Source organism: Sphingomonas sp. SORGH_AS_0789, from assembly GCF_031453055.1.
Lineage (GTDB): Bacteria > Pseudomonadota > Alphaproteobacteria > Sphingomonadales > Sphingomonadaceae > Sphingomonas.
Genome location: NZ_JAVIYV010000001.1, coordinates 3,943,919 through 3,963,093, shown reverse-complemented (window position 1 = coordinate 3,963,093; position 19,175 = coordinate 3,943,919). Strand labels below are relative to the sequence as shown.

At 66.6% G+C, this 19,175-nt stretch carries 13 protein-coding genes and 1 pseudogene; 12 read left to right on the top strand and 2 right to left on the bottom strand.

Annotated elements, in window-relative coordinates; translation table 11 throughout:
* The first annotated feature begins 19 nt into the window (after positions 1 to 19).
* The 4 genes from QE360_RS17890 to QE360_RS17875 all read left to right on the top strand — a co-directional run bounded on the left by QE360_RS17890 (position 20) and on the right by QE360_RS17875 (position 2,916).
* A complete protein-coding gene (locus QE360_RS17890; RefSeq protein WP_309703738.1) occupies positions 20 to 916 on the top strand; it encodes a hypothetical protein in 897 nt (298 codons plus the stop codon).
* Between the two features lie 54 nt (positions 917 to 970).
* A complete protein-coding gene (locus tag QE360_RS17885; RefSeq protein WP_309703737.1) occupies positions 971 to 1,645 on the top strand; it encodes a hypothetical protein in 675 nt (224 codons plus the stop codon).
* Positions 1,646 to 1,761: 116 nt separating this feature from the next.
* On the top strand, positions 1,762 to 2,043 hold the full coding sequence (locus QE360_RS17880; protein ID WP_309703735.1) for a hypothetical protein: 282 nt from the start codon (positions 1,762 to 1,764) through the stop codon (positions 2,041 to 2,043).
* 279 nt (positions 2,044 to 2,322) lie between these two features.
* Complete coding sequence (locus QE360_RS17875; RefSeq protein ID WP_309703733.1) at positions 2,323 to 2,916, top strand: DUF1419 domain-containing protein; 594 nt, start codon at positions 2,323 to 2,325, stop codon at positions 2,914 to 2,916.
* A 311-nt stretch (positions 2,917 to 3,227) separates the two neighbouring features.
* Here QE360_RS17875 and QE360_RS17870 read toward each other — a convergent pair whose 3' ends face one another.
* Positions 3,228 to 3,500, bottom strand: coding sequence for a hypothetical protein (locus tag QE360_RS17870; protein WP_309703731.1), 273 nt, complete (start codon positions 3,498 to 3,500; stop codon positions 3,228 to 3,230).
* Positions 3,501 to 3,874: 374 nt separating this feature from the next.
* On the opposite strand from QE360_RS17870, the gene QE360_RS17865 reads away from it, so the two are divergent.
* From QE360_RS17865 to QE360_RS17830, 8 genes are all read left to right on the top strand, one after another.
* Positions 3,875 to 4,192, top strand: a complete 318-nt coding sequence (locus QE360_RS17865) for a hypothetical protein (RefSeq protein ID WP_309703729.1) — start codon at positions 3,875 to 3,877, stop codon at positions 4,190 to 4,192.
* A 12-nt stretch (positions 4,193 to 4,204) separates the two neighbouring features.
* Positions 4,205 to 5,539: a hypothetical protein gene (locus QE360_RS17860; RefSeq protein WP_309703727.1), complete on the top strand. Its 1,335-nt coding sequence runs from the start codon at positions 4,205 to 4,207 to the stop codon at positions 5,537 to 5,539.
* 513 nt (positions 5,540 to 6,052) lie between these two features.
* Positions 6,053 to 6,328, top strand: coding sequence for a hypothetical protein (locus QE360_RS17855; protein ID WP_309703725.1), 276 nt, complete (start codon positions 6,053 to 6,055; stop codon positions 6,326 to 6,328).
* Positions 6,329 to 6,500: 172 nt separating this feature from the next.
* Positions 6,501 to 7,025, top strand: a complete 525-nt coding sequence (locus QE360_RS17850) for a hypothetical protein (protein ID WP_309703723.1) — start codon at positions 6,501 to 6,503, stop codon at positions 7,023 to 7,025.
* Complete coding sequence (locus QE360_RS17845) at positions 7,022 to 7,864, top strand: hypothetical protein (protein ID WP_309703721.1); 843 nt, start codon at positions 7,022 to 7,024, stop codon at positions 7,862 to 7,864. Before QE360_RS17850 ends, QE360_RS17845 begins: the two co-directional genes overlap by 4 nt.
* 370 nt (positions 7,865 to 8,234) lie before the next feature.
* The gene (locus QE360_RS17840; RefSeq protein WP_309703719.1) at positions 8,235 to 9,161 is read left to right on the top strand and encodes a hypothetical protein; all 927 of its coding nucleotides are present in this window, start codon (positions 8,235 to 8,237) and stop codon (positions 9,159 to 9,161) included.
* An 80-nt stretch (positions 9,162 to 9,241) separates the two neighbouring features.
* Entirely contained in the window at positions 9,242 to 17,335 is an 8,094-nt protein-coding gene (locus QE360_RS17835; RefSeq protein ID WP_309703717.1) for an Ig-like domain-containing protein, read from the top strand.
* Between the two features lie 93 nt (positions 17,336 to 17,428).
* Positions 17,429 to 17,869: a hypothetical protein gene (locus QE360_RS17830; RefSeq protein WP_309703715.1), complete on the top strand. Its 441-nt coding sequence runs from the start codon at positions 17,429 to 17,431 to the stop codon at positions 17,867 to 17,869.
* A 454-nt stretch (positions 17,870 to 18,323) separates the two neighbouring features.
* On the opposite strand, the pseudogene QE360_RS17825 reads toward QE360_RS17830, so the two are convergent.
* A pseudogene (locus QE360_RS17825) lies at positions 18,324 to 19,168 on the bottom strand (IS3 family transposase); the annotation flags it as partial.
* Between the last annotated feature and the right edge of the window lie 7 nt (positions 19,169 to 19,175).

Here is a 19,175-nt window from a genome sequence, read left to right as displayed (position 1 = left end):
AAGGGAAGGGGGGGAGTGAATGGCGGACAGTCGGGAGATCGTCATGCACACCACCCGCTCGCAGCGTTGGCGCGACCGTCGTAGCCGCTGGGTACCGACTGCGAGCGAGATCGATCCGCAGCGCCTCGCAGTCGATGTGATCGATACGTGCAAGGCCGCAGCGCCCTTTGTGCGTGCACATCACTATGCGGGGTCCATGCCGGTGACGCGGCTTTCGGTCGGATTGTTCGCCAACGGTGCGGATGCGCGGCCGGAGCTTGTCGGGGTCTGTGTCTTCTCACACCCGGTCAACGATGCCAGCGTCCCGAAGAATACCGGCCTCAATGTCCCTCGTTCCGCCTGCGATCTGGGACGTCTGGTGGTGCTCGACTGTCAGGGTGGTAACGCTGAGAGCTTTCTCGTCGCTCGAGCCTTCCGTCTGCTTCGACGGGAGAAGCCCGAGATCCTGGCGGTCATCTCCTATGCTGATTCGGTTCGGCGTACCGACGCGAACGGCCGGGTCTTCATGCCAGGGCATGTCGGCGGCCTCTATGCGGTGATGGCGGCACGCTATGTCGGACGCTCCAGTCAGCGCACCGACCTGATCATGCCCGATGGCCGCCCGATCTCCTCGCGCGCCCTGTCGAAAATCCGCAACGCCGAATGCGGCCAGCGTTATGCGGTCGAAGACCTGCTGCGCGCTGGCGCACGGGCGCCGATGCACGGCGAAGAGCCATCTGCATGGCTGACGGCGCTCGAACGATCGGGCTTCCTGCGCCGGCAGCGCCATCCGGGATGCCATGCCTATGTCTTTCCGCTGACCCGGGCGGCGCGGCTCGCCGCAAAGAAGGTGCCCGAACATCCCTATCCGGTGATCGATCGCTCGGCATCGGCCGGCGATATCACCGCTCTGCCATTGCTTGCCCGGGCGGCATGAACCTGGCTGCGGTCCGCCTCGGTGCGGACGGCGATGTCCACGAGAGGACCCGTGATGACCGATTCCACCAATCGCGCCCTGCGCGACCTGCTTGCCCGTGCCCGAGATGCCCTCGAAACGCCAGGCGGTCTCGACGATGCCGCGCGCGCCGCATTGATGGAGGATTTGGCGGCCGCCGGGGCAAAAAGCGAGGGCATCGATGGTGGAAGCGTCGAGGTCGCCCTGATCGATTCCGGCGATGGCACCCGCTTTTATGTCGCCGAGAGCGCTGCGGCACTCACGCGCGAACTGGCGACCTGGTGCCGATCCCGCTGGGATCGAACGGATGATGCACGCGATCCCGCCACGCTCAGCGACGACACGGTCGCCGACGTCTATTTTTCTGGCGACATCGCGGAATATTTCGCGATCGGCACCGCTCGCATCACGACCGATGAGGTACCGATCGAGCAGGGGCGGTACTGCGTACTGTCGACCGCCCATCTGTCGCATGCCACCTCGGAGTGGCTGGAACGTTGGTCGATCGGCCCTCCGCCGCCCGCACCAATCCCGATCGCCAGCACCTTCTACGGCTGGCTCGTCGCGACCCGCGAACCGGATGTGCCCACCGACCAGATCCCCGACAATCTACGCGAAGCGATGCGCTTCGCGAGGGAGCACGGCTTCGACCAGATCCTGTTCGATTGCGACGCCTCCGTGGTGGTCGGGCTAGATGTCCATAACTGGTGAACGCCGCCCAGCCTCTGACGTGCGGCTGCGCTCGGTCACGGACGTGCCGACGCGGCCGCGCGCCCGGGCGCGACAATCATTTTCTCCTGCAACGAGACCTTCCGAAAGGTGAACCCATGACCAACGCATTGTGGATTGAGAAGCTGGACATGCTGCCGGAGGGCGGTCGCGAGCGCATCCGGCGTTACATCGAGGAGGGCTATGGTGCCTCGCTCAGCACCTTCTACCGTTGTCTTCTCTCGAACGACCTGTTCGGCACCCTGGAAGGCGCTGACCAGGAAAACCTTGCGGCTCTACCACTTTATGTCGAATATCTGACCGGCTACGCCCCGCCGGGCTGCTTTGGCAGCGCGGAGAAGCTGCATCGCTGGCGCGGTCTGTCACGAGGCGATCGGTAACGTGTCGGCTGGACCAGGCTATCGGGTGTCTGGCCGTTGCAGGGTACGCGTCGGTCCAGATCCGATCCGCTTCGCCGCCGACTTCTCATAAGTCGCTGGTTGACCCAAACCGGCCCGGCTGCGGCTCTCCAGTCTGTCGTATCCGATCCTCGAACGACTAGCGGCCGCCAATGGCGTCACCGGCCTCCCGCTCATGGCGTGCGCAAACCGATGTGCTGCCACCTTTACCTTAACTCACCGCCTCCCGGCTCCGGGTTCCATCGCCATGGAGAACATCCCATGCCTATCGATCCCTTCTACCACAAAGTCTTCGCCGACGTCGCGTCGCATACCGAGATGTTCGAACTGCTGAACATTCCTGTCGATGCCTCGCTCGAAGATCGAATGACCGGCGCTTGCTATGCGGGCCGCTGGTTCGAGATCGAGCAGCGCGCATATGACGAGATGTTCGAGGTGCTCCCGCCGCTGTTCATCGGCCGCGCCATGTTCGCGCTTTCGGAGATGAAAGCCGGTAGTGTCGGCTCGGTCTTTTTCGAGATCGAGGTCGCCGGCCGGAAACGCTGGTTCCATGGCTATTGCGACCTTGGCGATCCCGGCGCTCCGGACAGGATGCGCGCCGCGATCCTGTTGCGGGAAACCGGCGACACCTCTCACATGAGTCGCAGCGAGAAGCTCGAGGCCGTCTGGTCCACGACCCATAGTGACTTTCGGGGACTGGCCGGAGAGTTGAACCCGACCGCCTGGCCTCGGCAACATCTCGGTAAACGGACAGTCCTCGTCTATGTCGCCGGTATCGGCACGACGCTGCAACTGCTCGAGGATCTGACCGACGAGGAAATTCAATACCGGCTTCCGCATCGCCGGACTCCTTGATGCGCCGAGCGTATCCGGTTCCTGCACCCACGATCTCTCGCGTGATCAGATAAAACGCGAAATTAGACGTCGCCTCGTGACGATGCTGAATCCAGCCAAGTCCGCATCGAGCGATTTTTCACGATAGGTTGCTCTTCAGCATCAAGGTCGCGCGTCGCACCCCCCATTTCCCGGCCGGAGTAGCGCGGTTTTCGCAGCGGGTCTGGCGAACTCGCTTCGACCTGACGCCCGTAATCTTCCCCGTTCGCGCGCCGGTGGCGGCTGCGCGCAGCCTTCAGTTGACTGCAAGGGAGGTGAACATGGATCATCGCTCACGTCGGGCCGAGGTTCGCAATCCCGTGCTGGGCCTTCCCGCGGCGCGCCTGCTGTTGGCGATGCCGATCGCTTGCCGCCTGCCGCTTGCGATCCTGTTGCGCGATCTCGCGCGCGATGCCCGCGCCCGCGCCGGTATCAACTAGGACAGGCGCAAGGCGTTCATCGCCGCCTACTGGGCGGCGGTCGCGGTCTATGCCGGACATATCTCCCGCGCGCTGCTCGACCGGCATGAACGCCCGCTTGCCCGCAAGCCGTTCCGCATCGTCCAACGCGGCTTTCCCGACCTGGTTGCCACCGATTGGGCTGAGGCCTCACGTCTTCACGACCGACGCCGCGACAGGTTGGGCCTCGGCGCCAGAGACCTTCCCGAAGCCGTGCTGCTGCTTGGCAAGCAGCCGATCGCGCGGGTCAGCTATAACGGCCGGATATGGCCGCTTGGGGACTGGCTGCCTGGCGCCCAGCCGATCTACGACAATCGTGAGGACCCACGACCATAGGTCGCCGTCCTCGTGTCCGCCGCGGCTGCCTCTCGATCAAGAAACCTTAACCTGCGCAGGCAGGTACCATCTGACGACGAGAAGATTGCGATCGCGCATGGAGGGGGAGGCGGTGCGGATTCGGGTGTGAACCAGGGAGACAGCCGATGCCCATCGATACCCTATACCGCCATCAGCAGGCACTCGATCCGAGCGCTTTGACCGTCATCACCGGCGCCACTCATGCGGTATCCGCCGCGATCACGGACTGTTACGCCGCCGGCAAGGAGCCAAACGCCGACGCCGCCGTGATCCTGCTGGCGCGCCATCTTGGCAGAATTGCTGCGGCATTACCGTCGGGCGACGCGGTGCTGCGCCGCCGATGTGCCGAAGAGATCGCCATCATCAGCGGCGGGCAGTTCGCTACTGCGGGCGCGCGGCGTTTGGCGCCGGCGTCGCCGAACCTGCCCCGGATCGCTGCCTGACCAGGGCCACATATGCCAGACACAAGCTTCGATCCGGCGGATGCGGCTTGCTGGGTCGCACGCGGCCGCAAACCCGAACACGCCGCTCTGATCGCCGCCGCCTGGCGCGATCATCCTGACCTGCCACCATCCGCACCGCTCGCTGATCGCATGGCGCGCTCTCGTGCACGGGTCGCGGCGATGAGACCGGTCAACGAGCAGATATCTCGGGATGCCGCGCGCGAGCGGGACGCTGCCAATTTCGCGTTCACCGCGACACAACTCCGCCTCGGCCGTGCGTCGGCGCAGGATGCCGCGATCCTCGCGGGGCGGGACCGCCATGGTTACGAGTGGCTGCGATCGGTCGACTATGCCCATGGCTGGTACGCGGCGCAGGCAGGATGGGAGTATAAACCACCCGGTCCCAACCTCCCCGGCGTCATTCCTGTGGGATCGACCGAGGCCTATGCGCAGGGCTTCACCGATGGCGGCGGACGACGCGACGACCTGTTCGACACTGCTCGCCGACAGTTCGCCGCCGCGGAGCGCAAGGCGACGACAGCGTCGACCGCGCCGCTGGCATCACGCCCGCTGCCGAGCACCTGGCCGCAGCCATCCGACGGCCATCGCCCGGTCGCCTGGAACCGCCGGCTGATCATCCTCGCCGCCGTTGTGGCCCGCGATATCGACCGATCGGCCGCCCCGACGATCGACCTGCTCGACTGCCCGCTCGCGGAGGAGGTACGGCAGATACCGGGCACACGGCACGCGCGAACCGTGATCCTGTCGGCGATGCACGGTTTCGTCGATGCTCGTCTTCCCCGCGTTCCATGGACCGAGACGATGACGCCGGAACGCGCCGATGCGCTCGCCGCATCGCCGGCCGCCCGCCAGCAACTGGCGAACTTGCTGAAGGGGGCCGAGATCGACGATATCCTCGTGGTGGCCCAGGGCAGCTACCTCAGCGTCATCGATGCGCACGCAGCGGTGATTCCGCTTTGCCGGGTCATGGAGCGCACGCGCAACGCCCCCCTCCAGCAGCGCAAGCACGTAAGGACCTGGTTGGCGCGCGGGCGAGATATGGGCGAGAATGTCGGTGCCGGGCACATTCGCTGGAGCAAGGTCATCCAGGGGCTCACCGGTAAGCTCGGTGAGTTCACCGCCCGCTATGCCGGCAAGGTGAGTCCGTGCGGTCACCGCATCGTGATCGAGATCGCGCCCGGAGTGCCGGCGTTCGGCTATGTCACTGCCGCTGGTGTCGCTCTCGCGCCGGAGATCGTGATATCGAACAAGGCGCGGCTGCGGATCGAGATGGCACGGGCGCTACGTGCGTTCGGGGCCGCGACCCGCCTCGCAATTGCTGCCTGAGGCTCGGCAATGACAAGGGATTGCAACCCCGATCTGTTCGATGGGCTCGACCAACAGCGCCGGATGACGGGCGATGGCGACCAGGAACCGCGCCCAATCCTGGCGATACCATGCGGTTTCGTTGACCGACGCAACATGCCGTGCCGACGCCTTGGCGTTCGGCCGGTGACGATCGATGGGCAACGATTTCCACCATCGCGGCTACGCTATCGTCCTTTGCGATCCGGCCTGCTTCCGGGGTGATGCTGAATGAACCGCGAAATCGCGAGCTGGCGGGCCGCAGCAATGGAAGGGGAGGTGAGGGAGGCGGACTGACCGGATGGTCCGGTCCGGAGATGTCTCATGATCCTTTCCACCGCCGCCCTCATTGCCGAAGCACCGCTCGGGTCGCTTGTTCGCTGGAGCGATGGCACGCCCAGACCGCCGGCCCGGTACGTTCGCAAGGTGCAAGACTGGGAAAGCCGGAACGGTACCGGGCGACTAGCCGGACGCGAACTGCGGGCAGGATCAAGCATGATCAACAGCTTCACGATCCATGTGGGCGATTTCAGTCAGCACGGCACCATCGTGATGCGAATGCACCGGGTGTTCACCGTCGACACTCCGCTGCGCTTCGAGATCGTATCGGTGCCGCAACCCGGCGAAGCGCTGGTGATCACCAGCCTGATGGGCCGTACCGAGTTGCAGCATGTCGCCGCGGACCGCGCTGCTGCCGAGCGCTGGCAGGCCGAGCATGGTTATCGCGACGCGCGGATCGAGATCGTGCCGCCGACCGCGCTCGCCGCCTGACGCGGGACACCTTCGCACCCTTTCACCACGGCAGTCGCGAGGAGGCATAGTGGTTTGATCCGTATCTGCCGATCGGGCAGCGCCACCGCAGGCTGCGGGCAGGCGCCCGATCGGCAAATCATCGTCCAACCGCTGTCGTCGTCGCCCCTGCCACAATAACGCGGAGACGCTCATGCGCCGCTTCCATACGTGCGTCTGCTCGACGCTGCATCTGCCTGCCGAGGAGCGACGTATCATCGAAGACCTGATCGCCGACAGTCGCGCGGGGCACCCGATTTCCCGTCGCGCGGACCTCACGATCGTGCCGCATCACGATGGCTATATGATCCATATCGGTGTCATCGAGGACCATCCCCGACGACCCCACAATGTGACGCCTGTCCTCTGGCGGCTTCTCGGCCAGGCACTGGACGAGGGCGCCAGCTGGCTTTCTTTCGATCGCGAGGAGATCCCGTGCTCTTCATTGACCGTCTATCCGGAAGACGCGCCGCCTGGTCTCGCCAACAGGATTGCGATCGGCTGCCGCGAGTGCGGGGGACGTGACGTCGTGCGGGACGCCTGGGCAGCCTGGGACGAGGCGGCGCAGGCCTGGAAGCTCGGTGACACGTACGATGCGGTCTTCTGCAACAGCTGCGACCGCTATGTCGGCGTTGTCGCGACGCCGCTCGCAGCCCATCACTCGGGTGTGGCTGCATGACGCGCGCCGGTACTTCTCCCGCCGTGGCGGCCCACGTTGCGCTCAGCAGCATCGAACTGTCGGTGCTGAGCACCGTCGCGTTCGATGCTGACACATTGCCGGCGATCCGCAGTGGCAATCGGATCAACATAATCGACGCCGACAACAGCGGGACGTTGCGCCACACGGTCCCACTCGAAGCGTGGCTCGAGGCGTTATGGAGGGCTCTTGCTCCGGACTTTCTTGGAGCCAAGCGGCCGGTCGACCCGGTGGGGCTGGCGGCGCTCTATGCGTCGCGTCTGGTGCCGGATTCGGCCGATCCATCCCTCCTGGTTTCGCTGACGCCGTTCGAGCTTGGCCAAGGTCTTCGCGCCAGCCACCCCGATGCGACCGCGCGCAAGGATCGTATCGCCGCCCGGATCCTTTACCTCGAAGAACTCGAATGGTCGCACGACCCGATCGCGCTCATCCCAAGGGGTGCGTTGTCCGCCGCCGGATGGGCTGCTGTCGGTTCGATGCTTCCAGACCCTGATGGTCGTTGGCGATGGTCACCGTCCTTGCGGATCGCCGCTCGCTCCACCCGCGACGACGATGTCAGCCGCCGACGCCGCGCCGAACTCCGGGTGAAGGAGCTTCATGCGGCCTTGCATTTGGCCTGCGAATTGCCGTGCACGGGCTATGATGTCGATGGCTATCATCACGACCTGATGCAGGCGGTCCTCACGGATCTGATCGCACTCTGCCTGGTCGGCGCCGACGCGAACGATCCCACGGACGACCTGGAGATCGTTCGCGAAGTGCTCGATCGGGAGCAGCCCGACTGGCGAAGCGCCAATGCCCGCTCCGTCCTTGCCGCCTGAATGCGGTGCCCAGCCTGGTCGCCAAATGAGTCCCGGCGACGAAAGTTGGCGGGATGCATGAACGTTCTGAAGTGCGCCTCCTCCACGAGGCGGAGACTGCGCACCTTGTCACCAGCCGTAATGCGACCGCGACAACACATCCGCATCGGTCGATCCTTGATCCACTTCCCATGGAGGTCATCGTGGTGCCAATCTCCCCGCTCCGGGCAAAGCTCGCCTCGTTCGACCACGCTTATGCCGTAGCCCTCCGGCTGAGACGGGTGACCGGGCGTCTTCATTACGTCGTCGAGACCCGAAACCCGTTGCAGCCTTATCGTGTCACCGACCGTCAGCCGCCCCGACCGGACCGGGCCCTGGCGATGATTGCGTGATGATCGGCCGTCCTCGCGTGCCCGTGGTGGCGGCCTGGGGTGCGGGGGCCAATTCGACCGCCATGATCATCGAACTGGTCCAGCGCGGTGAACCGCCCGACATGGTCTTGCTGGCCGACATGCCAGAGCAGCCAAGGACAAGACCTCTCATACCGCTGTTCCGGGACTGGATGGATGCCCACGGTGTCCCCAACGAAGTTGTCTGGTACCGGGTGACGCACTGCAAACACTGGCCGCCCTACGATGATCTCCTCGAAGCCTGCCTGACCAACGGCACATTGCCGTCGATCGCCTTCGGCCTCCATTCCTGTTCCGCACGGCACAAGATTTCGCCACAGGACAAATGGGTCAAGGCATGGCCGCTGGCGCAGCACGCATGGAGCAAGGGCCGGAAGGTCGTACGCCTGATCGGCTATGACTGTTCGGCGCGGGACAATCAGCGCTATGAGCACCGCGAGGGACACGTCTCCGACCTCTACGACTATCGATATCCGCTTCGCGAGTGGCGATGGGACCGTGAGGCATGTGACCGGTGCATTGCCGATGCCGGCCTACCGCCATTTCCGAAGAGCTCGTGCTTTTTCTGCACTGCAATGCAGCCGGAGGAGGTGAGGGCGTTACCGCGCCAGGAACTGCGTCTGATCGTATTGATGGAGGCGCGCGCCGCGCCTCGGCTCCGCACCGTCGAAGGGCTATGGCGGCGCTCCACCCGAACGAGGCCAGGGTCAATGACCGCTTTCATTCGGAACGAGGAGTTGCTCGATCCGGACGAGATCGACACGATCATCGCCACGGCTCCCCTGGACTTAATGGCCTTCCAACAGGTGGCAGCCACGCGACCGCTTGCTGAGCGGCAGACCATGCAAACGTGGCTGGAGCGCTTCAACGAAGGCGCAAAGCTGATTTCAGCCCGTAGCAGTCGCTGAGGCTCACCAAGGGCAGGTTTCCAGTTTCAGGTGAATGGAGAAACGGGGGGCACGTCAGTTCCAGCAGCGCCTTTAACCAAATGGAGATGCTTACCTGCCAATTAGCCTTTGCAGCCTTCCCTTTAACACAGGGGCAGAGGCATCGGGGCGAGATTGTAATGAAGCTGAGTCTGCATGCGCTAATGAGGTTGCGACGGTCGTTGCGTGTGTTCGGTGGGGTCGCTGCGACGTTGCTATCTGTGACGCAGTTTGCGGATCGGGCAGATGCGAGAACGGCAGCTTGCACGCAGCTAAACGCCGACTGGAGTGGTGGACGGACATCTCCAGGTGGAGATAGCGGTCTTTACATAACGTACTCCGGATTTGGATCGAATGAGGTCATTACTTACCGAGCTGAGACCAGAAACAGTAGTGCATCAGAAATAAATGAGCCGTCGCCGGGAAATTTAGGTGCGGCATATTTCGGTATATATGCGGATGGCGGTGTAAATGTAATAGTCGAAACCCGTCCGCGAAATGGTTCGGAGGCGGTGACGTCTGGTTCCTTTAACCCAAGTCCGTCCAGAGACTATGACTTTGGTGCTCAAGGTAGCGTAAACTCGGCAGGAACGGTCACTGCTATTGTATCATGCAGTGAGGCCGCAGTCGCGCCGGTAGCAAATGCCTCGAGCACGACCGTCGCCGCGAACAGCACCGCCAACGCCGTTACCCTCAACGTGTCGGGTGGCGCCGCGACCTCGGTCGCCGTGGCCACGCAGGCGAGCCACGGCACCGCCACCGCCTCGGGCACCGGCATCAGCTACACCCCGACCGCCGGCTTCTCGGGCAGCGACAGCTTCACCTACACCGCCACCAATGCGTCCGGCACAAGCAGTCCCGCGACCGTCACTGTTACGGTGACCGCGCCGACGCTGACGCTCTCGCCGACCAGCCTTCCGGGCGGCACGGCGGGCAGCGCGTACAGCCAGACGCTGAGCACCACGGGCGGCACCGCACCCTACAGCTATGCCATCACCGCCGGCGCGCTGCCGACCGGCGTCACCCTGGCGTCGAACGGCACGCTGGCGGGCACGCCGAGCGCAGCGGGCACCTTCACCTTCACGGTGACCGCGACCGATGCGCAGAACTTCACCGCTGCGCGCGGCTACAGCGTCACCATCGCCGCGCAGGCACCGGTGGCCGGCGCGGTCAGCACGACCGTGGCCGCCAACAGCAGCGCAAACGCCGTGACCCTGAACCTGTCGGGCGGCGCCGCGACCTCGGTCGCCGTCGCGACCCAGGCCGCCCATGGCACCGCCACCGCCTCGGGCACCGGCATCAGCTACACCCCGACCGCCGGCTATTCGGGCAGCGACAGCTTCACCTACACCGCCACCAACGCCTCGGGCACCAGCAGCCCGGCGACCGTCACCGTCACGGTCACCACGCCGACGCTCGTGCTGGCCCCGGTGACCTTGCCGGGCGGCACGGCGGGCAGCGCGTACAGCGCCACGCTGAGCACCACGGGCGGCACCGCGCCCTACAGCTATGCCGTCACCACCGGCGCGCTGCCGACCGGCGTCACCCTGGCGTCGAACGGCGCTCTGTCGGGCACCCCGACCGCGGCGGGCACCTTCACCTTCACGGTGACCGCGACCGACGCGCAGAACTTCACCGCTGCGCGCGGCTACAGCGTCACCATCGCCGCGCAGGCACCGGTGGCCGGCGCGGTCAGCACGACCGTGGCCGCCAACAGCAGCGCAAACGCCGTGACCCTGAACCTGTCGGGCGGCGCCGCGACCTCGGTCGCCGTCGCGACCCAGGCCGCCCATGGCACCGCCACCGCCTCGGGCACCGGCATCAGCTACACCCCGACCGCCGGCTTCTCGGGCAGCGACAGCTTCACCTACACCGCCACCAACGCCTCGGGCACCAGCAGCCCGGCGACCGTCACCGTCACGGTCACCACGCCGACGCTCGTGCTGGCCCCGGCGACCTTGCCGGGCGGCACGGCGGGCAGCGCGTACAGCGCCACGCTGAGCACCACGGGCGGCACCGCGCCCTACAGCTATGCCGTCACCACCGGCGCGCTGCCGACCGGCGTCACCCTGGCGTCGAACGGCGCTCTGTCGGGCACCCCGACCGCGGCGGGCACCTTCACCTTCACGGTGACCGCGACCGACGCGCAGAACTTCACCGCCGCGCGCGGCTACAGCGTCACCATCGCCGCGCAGGCGCCGGTGGCCGGCGCCGCGAGCGTCACGGTCGCCGCCAACAGCAGCGCAAACGCCGTGACCCTGAACCTGTCGGGTGGCACCGCGACCTCGGTCGCGGTCGCGACCCAGGCTGCGCATGGCACGGCCACCGCCTCGGTCACCGGCATCAGCTACACGCCGACTGCCGGCTATTCGGGCAGCGACAGCTTCACCTACACCGCCACCAACGCCTCGGGCACAAGCAGTCCCGCGACCGTCACTGTTACGGTGACCGCGCCGACGCTGACGCTCTCGCCGACCAGCCTTCCGGGCGGCACGGCGGGCAGCGCGTACAGCGCCACGCTGAGCACCACGGGCGGCACCGCGCCCTACAGCTATGCCGTCACCACCGGCGCGCTGCCGACCGGCGTCACCCTGGCGTCGAACGGCGCTCTGTCGGGCACCCCGACCGCGGCGGGCACCTTCACCTTCACGGTGACCGCGACCGACGCGCAGAACTTCACCGCTGCGCGCGGCTACAGCGTCACCATCGCCGCGCAGGCACCGGTGGCCGGCGCGGTCAGCACGACCGTGGCCGCCAACAGCAGCGCAAACGCCGTGACCCTGAACCTGTCGGGCGGCGCCGCGACCTCGGTCGCCGTCGCGACCCAGGCCGCCCATGGCACCGCCACCGCCTCGGGCACCGGCATCAGCTACACCCCGACCGCCGGCTTCTCGGGCAGCGACAGCTTCACCTACACCGCCACCAACGCCTCGGGCACCAGCAGCCCGGCGACCGTCACCGTCACGGTCACCACGCCGACGCTCGTGCTGGCCCCGGCGACCTTGCCGGGCGGCACGGCGGGCAGCGCGTACAGCGCCACGCTGAGCACCACGGGCGGCACCGCGCCCTACAGCTATGCCGTCACCACCGGCGCGCTGCCGACCGGCGTCACCCTGGCGTCGAACGGCGCTCTGTCGGGCACCCCGACCGCGGCGGGCACCTTCACCTTCACGGTGACCGCGACCGACGCGCAGAACTTCACCGCTGCGCGCGGCTACAGCGTCACCATCGCCGCGCAGGCGCAGGCGCCGGTGGCCGGCGCCGCGAGCGTCACGGTCGCCGCCAACAGCAGCGCAAACGCCGTGACCCTGAACCTGTCGGGTGGCACCGCGACCTCGGTCGCGGTCGCGACCCAGGCTGCGCATGGCACGGCCACCGCCTCGGGCACCGGCATCAGCTACACGCCGACTGCCGGCTATTCGGGCAGCGACAGCTTCACCTACACCGCCACCAACGCCTCGGGCACAAGCAGTCCCGCGACCGTCACTGTTACGGTGACCGCGCCGACGCTGACGCTCTCGCCGACCAGCCTTCCGGGCGGCACGGCGGGCAGCGCGTACAGCCAGACGCTGAGCACCACGGGCGGCACCGCACCCTACAGCTATGCCATCAGCGCCGGCGCGCTGCCGACCGGCGTCACCCTGGCGTCGAACGGCACCCTGGCGGGCACGCCGAGCGCAGCGGGCAGCTTCACCCTCACGGTGACCGCGACCGACGCGCAGAACTTCACCGCCGCGCGGAACTACAGCGTCACCATCGCCGCGCAGGCACCGGTTGCCGGCGCCGCGAGCGTCACGGTCGCCGCCAACAGCAGCGCCAATGCTGTCACCCTGAACCTGTCGGGCGGCACCGCGACCTCGGTCGCCGTCGCGACCCAGGCCGCCCATGGCACCGCCACCGCCTCGGGCACCAGCATCAGTTACACCCCGACCGCGGGGTATTCGGGCAGCGACAGCTTCACCTACACCGCCACCAATGCGTCCGGCACCAGCTCGGCCGCGACCGTCACGGTCACGGTGACCGCGCCGACGCTGGCGGTATCGCCGACCAGCCTCCCGGACGGCACGGCGGGCAGCGCCTACAGCCAGAACCTCAGCACGACGGGGGGCACCGCACCCTACAGCTATGCCATCACCGCTGGCGCGCTGCCGACCGGCGTCACCCTGGCGTCGAACGGCACCCTGGCGGGCACGCCCACCGCGGCGGGCACCTTCACCTTCACGGTGACCGCGACCGATGCGCAGAACTTCACCGCCGCGCGCGGCTACAGCGTCACGATCGCCGCGCAGGCGCCGGTGGCCGGCGCCGTGAGCGTCACGGTCGCCGCCAACAGCAGCGCAAACGCCGTGACCCTGAACCTGTCGGGTGGCACCGCGACCTCGGTCGCGGTCGCGACCCAGGCTGCGCATGGCACGGCCACCGCCTCGGGCACCGGCATCAGCTACACCCCGACCGCCGGCTTCTCGGGCAGCGACAGCTTCACCTACACCGCCACCAATGCGTCCGGCACAAGCAGTCCCGCGACCGTCACTGTTACGGTGACCGCGCCGACGCTGACGCTCTCGCCGACCAGCCTTCCGGGCGGCACGGCGGGCAGCGCGTACAGCCAGACGCTGAGCACCACGGGCGGCACCGCACCCTACAGCTATGCCATCACCGCCGGCGCGCTGCCGACCGGCGTCACCCTGGCGTCGAACGGCACGCTGGCGGGCACGCCGAGCGCAGCGGGCACCTTCACCTTCACGGTGACCGCGACCGATGCGCAGAACTTCACCGCTGCGCGCGGCTACAGCGTCACCATCGCCGCGCAGGCACCGGTGGCCGGCGCGGTCAGCACGACCGTGGCCGCCAACAGCACCGCCAATGCCGTCACCCTCAACCTGTCGGGCGGGACCGCCACCTCGGTCGCCGTAGCGACCCAGGCTGCGCATGGCACCGCCACCGCCTCGGGCACCGGCATCAGCTACACCCCGACCGCCGGCTTCTCGGGCAGCGACAGCTTCACCTACACCGCCACCAATGCGTCCGGCACCAGTGCACCTGCGACCGTCATCGTCACGGTCACCGCGCCGACGCTCACCGTCTCGCCTGCGGCAGGTCCGCTGCCGGCAGCCACCGCCGGTGCCCCCTACAGCGCCACGCTGACCAGCTCGGGCGGCACCGCGCCGTACAGCTACACTGCCACGGGTCTGCCCGCTGGTGTCACTCTCGCGGCGAACGGCACCCTGTCGGGTACACCGACGACGCCAGGCAGTTACACCGTCATCGTGAGCGTCACCGACGCTCATGGTGCCACGGGCATCGCCAGCTACACCATCACGGTTGCAGCGCAGGCACCGGTCGCGGGTGCCATCTCGGCTTCGGTCGCCGCCAACAGCAGCGCCAATGCAATCACACTGAATCTTTCGGGCGGCACCGCCACCTCGGTCGCGGTCGTGACTCAGGCCGCGCATGGCACCGCCACCGCCTCGGGCACCGGCATCACCTACACCCCGACCGCGGGGTATTCGGGCAGCGACAGCTTCACCTACACTGCCACCAATGCGTCCGGCACCAGCAGCCCGGCGGCCGTCACCGTCACGGTGACCGCGCCGACGCTCACCGTCTCGCCTGCGGCGGGTCCGCTGCCTTCGGCCACCGCCGGCACCGCCTACAGCGCGACGCTGACCAGCTCGGGCGGCACCGCACCGTACAGCTACACCGCCACGGGTCTGCCCGCCGGCGTCACCCTCGCGTCGAACGGCACCTTGTCGGGTACGCCGACCACCCCGGGCAACTACACCGTCACTGTCAGCGTCACCGACGCCAACGGCGCCACCGGCACTGCCAGCTACACGATCGCCGTGTCGGTCCAGGCGCCGGTGGCCGGCGCGGTCAGCACGACGGTTGCCGCCAACAGCACCGCCAATGCCGTGACCCTGAATGTGTCGGGCGGCACTGCGACCTCGGTCGCGGTCGCGACCCAGGCCACCCATGGCACCGCCACCGCCTCGGGCACCAGCATCAGCTACACCCCGACCGCCGGCTTCTCGGGCAGCGACAGCTTCACCTACACCGCCACCAATGCCTCGGGCACCAGCAGCCCGGCAACCGTCACCGTCACGGTGACCGCGCCGACGCTGGCGCTGTCGCCCGCCTCAGGTCCGCTGCCTGCGGCCACCGCCGGCACCGCCTACAGCGCCACGCTGATGAGCTCGGGCGGCACCGCGCCGTACAGCTACACCGCCACGGGTCTGCCCGCCGGCGTTACCCTTGCGTCGAACGGCATCCTGTCGGGTACGCCAACCACGCCGGGCAACTACACCGTCACCGTCAGCGTCACCGACGCCAACGGCGCCACCGGTACCGCCACCTACACGCTCGCGGTAAGCACCCCGCCTCCCCCGGTCGCGGCCAATCCGGTCACCACGTCGGTTGCCGCCAATACCAAGACGGAAGCCGGGCAAAGCGTGAGCCTCAATCTGTCGAGCCTGGTGACGGGCCAGTTCGATGAAATCCGGATCGTCACCCAACCCGCGCATGGCACGGTCACGATCTCGCGCACCCTTGCGATGCGTGGTTTCGGTGGTCCGTCCTTCATGGCTGTGGCGATGGCAGCTTCCTCGGTTTCCATTCCAGGCCAGGTCATAGCGGTCTACACGCCGGAACCGGGCTATCAGGGCACCGACACCTTCCAATATGTCGCTGTCGGACCGGGCGGCACGTCGGCACCGGCCACCGCGACCATCCAGGTGGTCGGCAAGGCGCCCACAGTAACCACCATCACGGCCTCCGCCATCGACGGCCAGCCCGTCTCGGTCGACCTGACCGCTGCTGCTTCGGGCGGTCCGTTCACCGCGGCGGCGATCACCAGCGTGTCGCCTGCCGACCAGGCGACCGCGACGATCGTTGCCGGGGGCACCGCCGACGCGCGCACCTTCCGCCTCCAGGTGACGCCCAAGGCGCACTTCAGCGGGACGATCGCGGTGGGCTACACGCTGGCCAACACGTTCGGCACGTCCTCACCGGCAACGGTAACCATCACGGTTACCGCCCGTCCGGATCCGTCGCGGGATGCGAACGTTCGCGCGATGAGCGATGCGCAGGCGGAGGCGGCGCGCCGCTTCTCGCGGACGCAGGTGGCCAACTTCATGGGTCATGCCGAGACGCTGCACGGCGACGACTGCACCCGTTCGGCGAACGGCCTGCGGTTGAGCTCGACCGATCGCAGCTATGACCGGCGTCTTCCGGGGCAACCCATCGATGACAGTGCGCCGGGTGCGCATCGACGGGAGGGACGTCGTGGCGAAACCTCCACGCGCGAAGAGACTGCGGCGACGGGTTGCGGCCGGGTCGGCCTATGGGCAGGCGGGACCGTCGATATCGGGACGCGTGATGCGATCACCGGTCGTTCGAAGGTGAGCGCCACGACCTCCGGTGTGAGCGCCGGCGTCGACCTGCGGGTCGCCAAGGGGGTCACGCTCGGGATCGGCGGTGGGCTCGGCCTCGACCGCAGCACGATCGCCGGCGGGGCGGCCCAGGTGAACAGCGATAGCCAGGTGCTGGCCGTCTATGGCAGCGCGATGCCGCTGCGCGGGCTGTTCATCGACGGGATGCTCGCCCAAGGCTGGCTCGACTATTCGCTGCGGCGCCAGGATGCCGCGGCGGGAGCGCTGGCGATGGCGGACCGGACTGGCACCTTCACCACCGGCGCACTGTCGACGGGGATCGATCGTACCTCCGGGGCGCTACGCTGGTCGCTCTATGGCCGGGCTGAGTATCTCGACGGGCGTCTGACGCGCTATATCGAAGAGGGCGCGGGCATGTATAACCTGCGCTTCGACGACCGCGACCTGATGTCCGTTACCGGGGCGCTAGGTCTTCGCCTGGGGTGGCAACGCCCTGTGTCGGTCGGTCTCCTTACCGCACGCCTGCGGACCGAGTGGCTTCACGAGTTCACCCGCGGCACCCGCCAGGGGCTGGACTATGCGGATGTGAGCGGACCGTCCTATTACAGCCTGATCGCATCCGGGTGGTCACGCGAGCAGTTCATGTTCGCGCCGGGCATTGGTCTCACCCTACCCGCGGGGTGGGATATCGGGCTCGACCTTGGCCTGAGGGTGGCCGACGGTGAACGGGCTGCAACTACGGGGGTGCAGGTCCGAAAGAATTTCTGATCCGTTTTGGCGTGAAGTTGAAAGATTAGCGATAAAAGCGCCATGTTCGGAGCAAGCGCCTTTTTCATTTGTAGGTTGACGAATGGAGGACTTATGTCGGGAGTATCACGTTTGCCTTTGGGTGATGATGAAGGCGATAACCCCATCGCTCTCGGCGATGATCGCATCGGCGCAGTTTATTTAGTCAATGATTGGGGTGTTGACCTGGCACAGGTTACTATCCGTCACAGGCGGGGTAACGATGAATCCAAGCAGGAGCAATATACGTTCCACAATGTAGAACCTGATGCCAAAGTTGGCCCTGTTCCGGTCAAATATACTGTGGGCAGCGGAAGTCCGTTTGATTATTGGTGGATCAAATTCACTACCCAAAATGGTGCTGCCTACACGTGTAAATCGAATTTCTATTGTTCGATCAGCTCGGATGATGATGGAACTGTGTATTTGAGGGTCGATGGCTCGACAAAGAAAATGTACGTGAAATTTAGCAAGTCGAGTGGTTGCAATGTCGAATTGGAATCATCTCCTGGATAACCCATTCAGGCTGGGAAGTCGGAATTTAACCTAGCCTGCGATGGCAGTCAGCGCGTGCGGACAAGCGGACCGGCTAGGCCTCGCGGCGGAAAGGCGGGCAGGGCTATGGGGGCGACTGTGGTGAGCAGTTGCCCTCAATCGCCTTCGGCCTTCATTCCTGTTCCGCACGGCACAAGATTTCGCCACAGGACAAATGGGTCAAGGCTTGGCCGCTGGCGCAGCACGCATGGAGCAAGGGCCGGACGGCTGTACGCCTGATCGGCTATGACTGTTCGGCGCGGGACAATCAGCGCTATGCGCACCGCGAGGGACACTTCTCTGAGCTGGCCCCCGTTTTGACCGGACGGATTCAAGCCTTAGAAGGAGGCTTGGGGCTATCCCCTGAGCATAGGCTTATGTCCGTGTCCGAGACCATCACCGACTGATCATCCCCCGTTTTGGCGGACACGCGGGGTTAGCCGGTCATGCGCTGCTCGGCTTGCTCGGGTGTCAGATACCCGATGGCCGAGTGCATCCGGTGCCGGTTGTAGTAGCCTTCGATGTATCCGAACAGGGCCTGTCGGGCTTCCAACTGGGTCGCCGATCGGCATTGATGGACCAGCTCGACCTTGAGGGTGTGGAAGAAGCTCTCCATCGGAGCATTGTCGTAGCAATTGGCGGTGCGGCTCATCGAGGGCACGGCGTGGATCGCCGACAGATAGGCGACATAGGCCCCGGCGGCATATTGCGACCCGCGATCCGAGTGGCAGATGAGGCCGGGCGCTGGACGCTGCCGCTGGGCGGCCATCATCATGGCAGCGAGTGGTAGTTCGGTTCGCAGTTGGTCACGCATGGCCCAGCCGACGATCTTGCGGGTTGCCAGGTCGAGCACGGCCGCCAGATAGAGCCAGCCTTCGCCGGTCGCGATGTACTTGATGTCGGCCAGCCAGATCCGGTTCGGCGTGGTCGCCACGAAGTTCTGCGCCAGCAGGTTCGCGGCGATCGGCAGATAGTGGCGGCTGTCGGCCGTGCATGGCCGGAACCGGCGCCCGGCAAGCGCGCGGATGCGATGCCGGCGCATCAGGCGCTCGACGCGGCCATGGCTGCACTGCCAGCCCTCCGCTCGCAGAGCCTGCCCCGGCGAAGGCCGGGGGCGGCATGCACCCGGGGAGACCCGTAGCGCCCCTGATGGCGCTCCTGGAGCCGGCGCACGTCGCCGAGTAGTGCCAGGTTCGCCGTGGTTCGTGCGTTCGGTGCCCAGCCACGCCAGTCGTAATAGCCGCTGCGCGACACACCGAGCATGCGGCGCATGACATTCACTGACGTG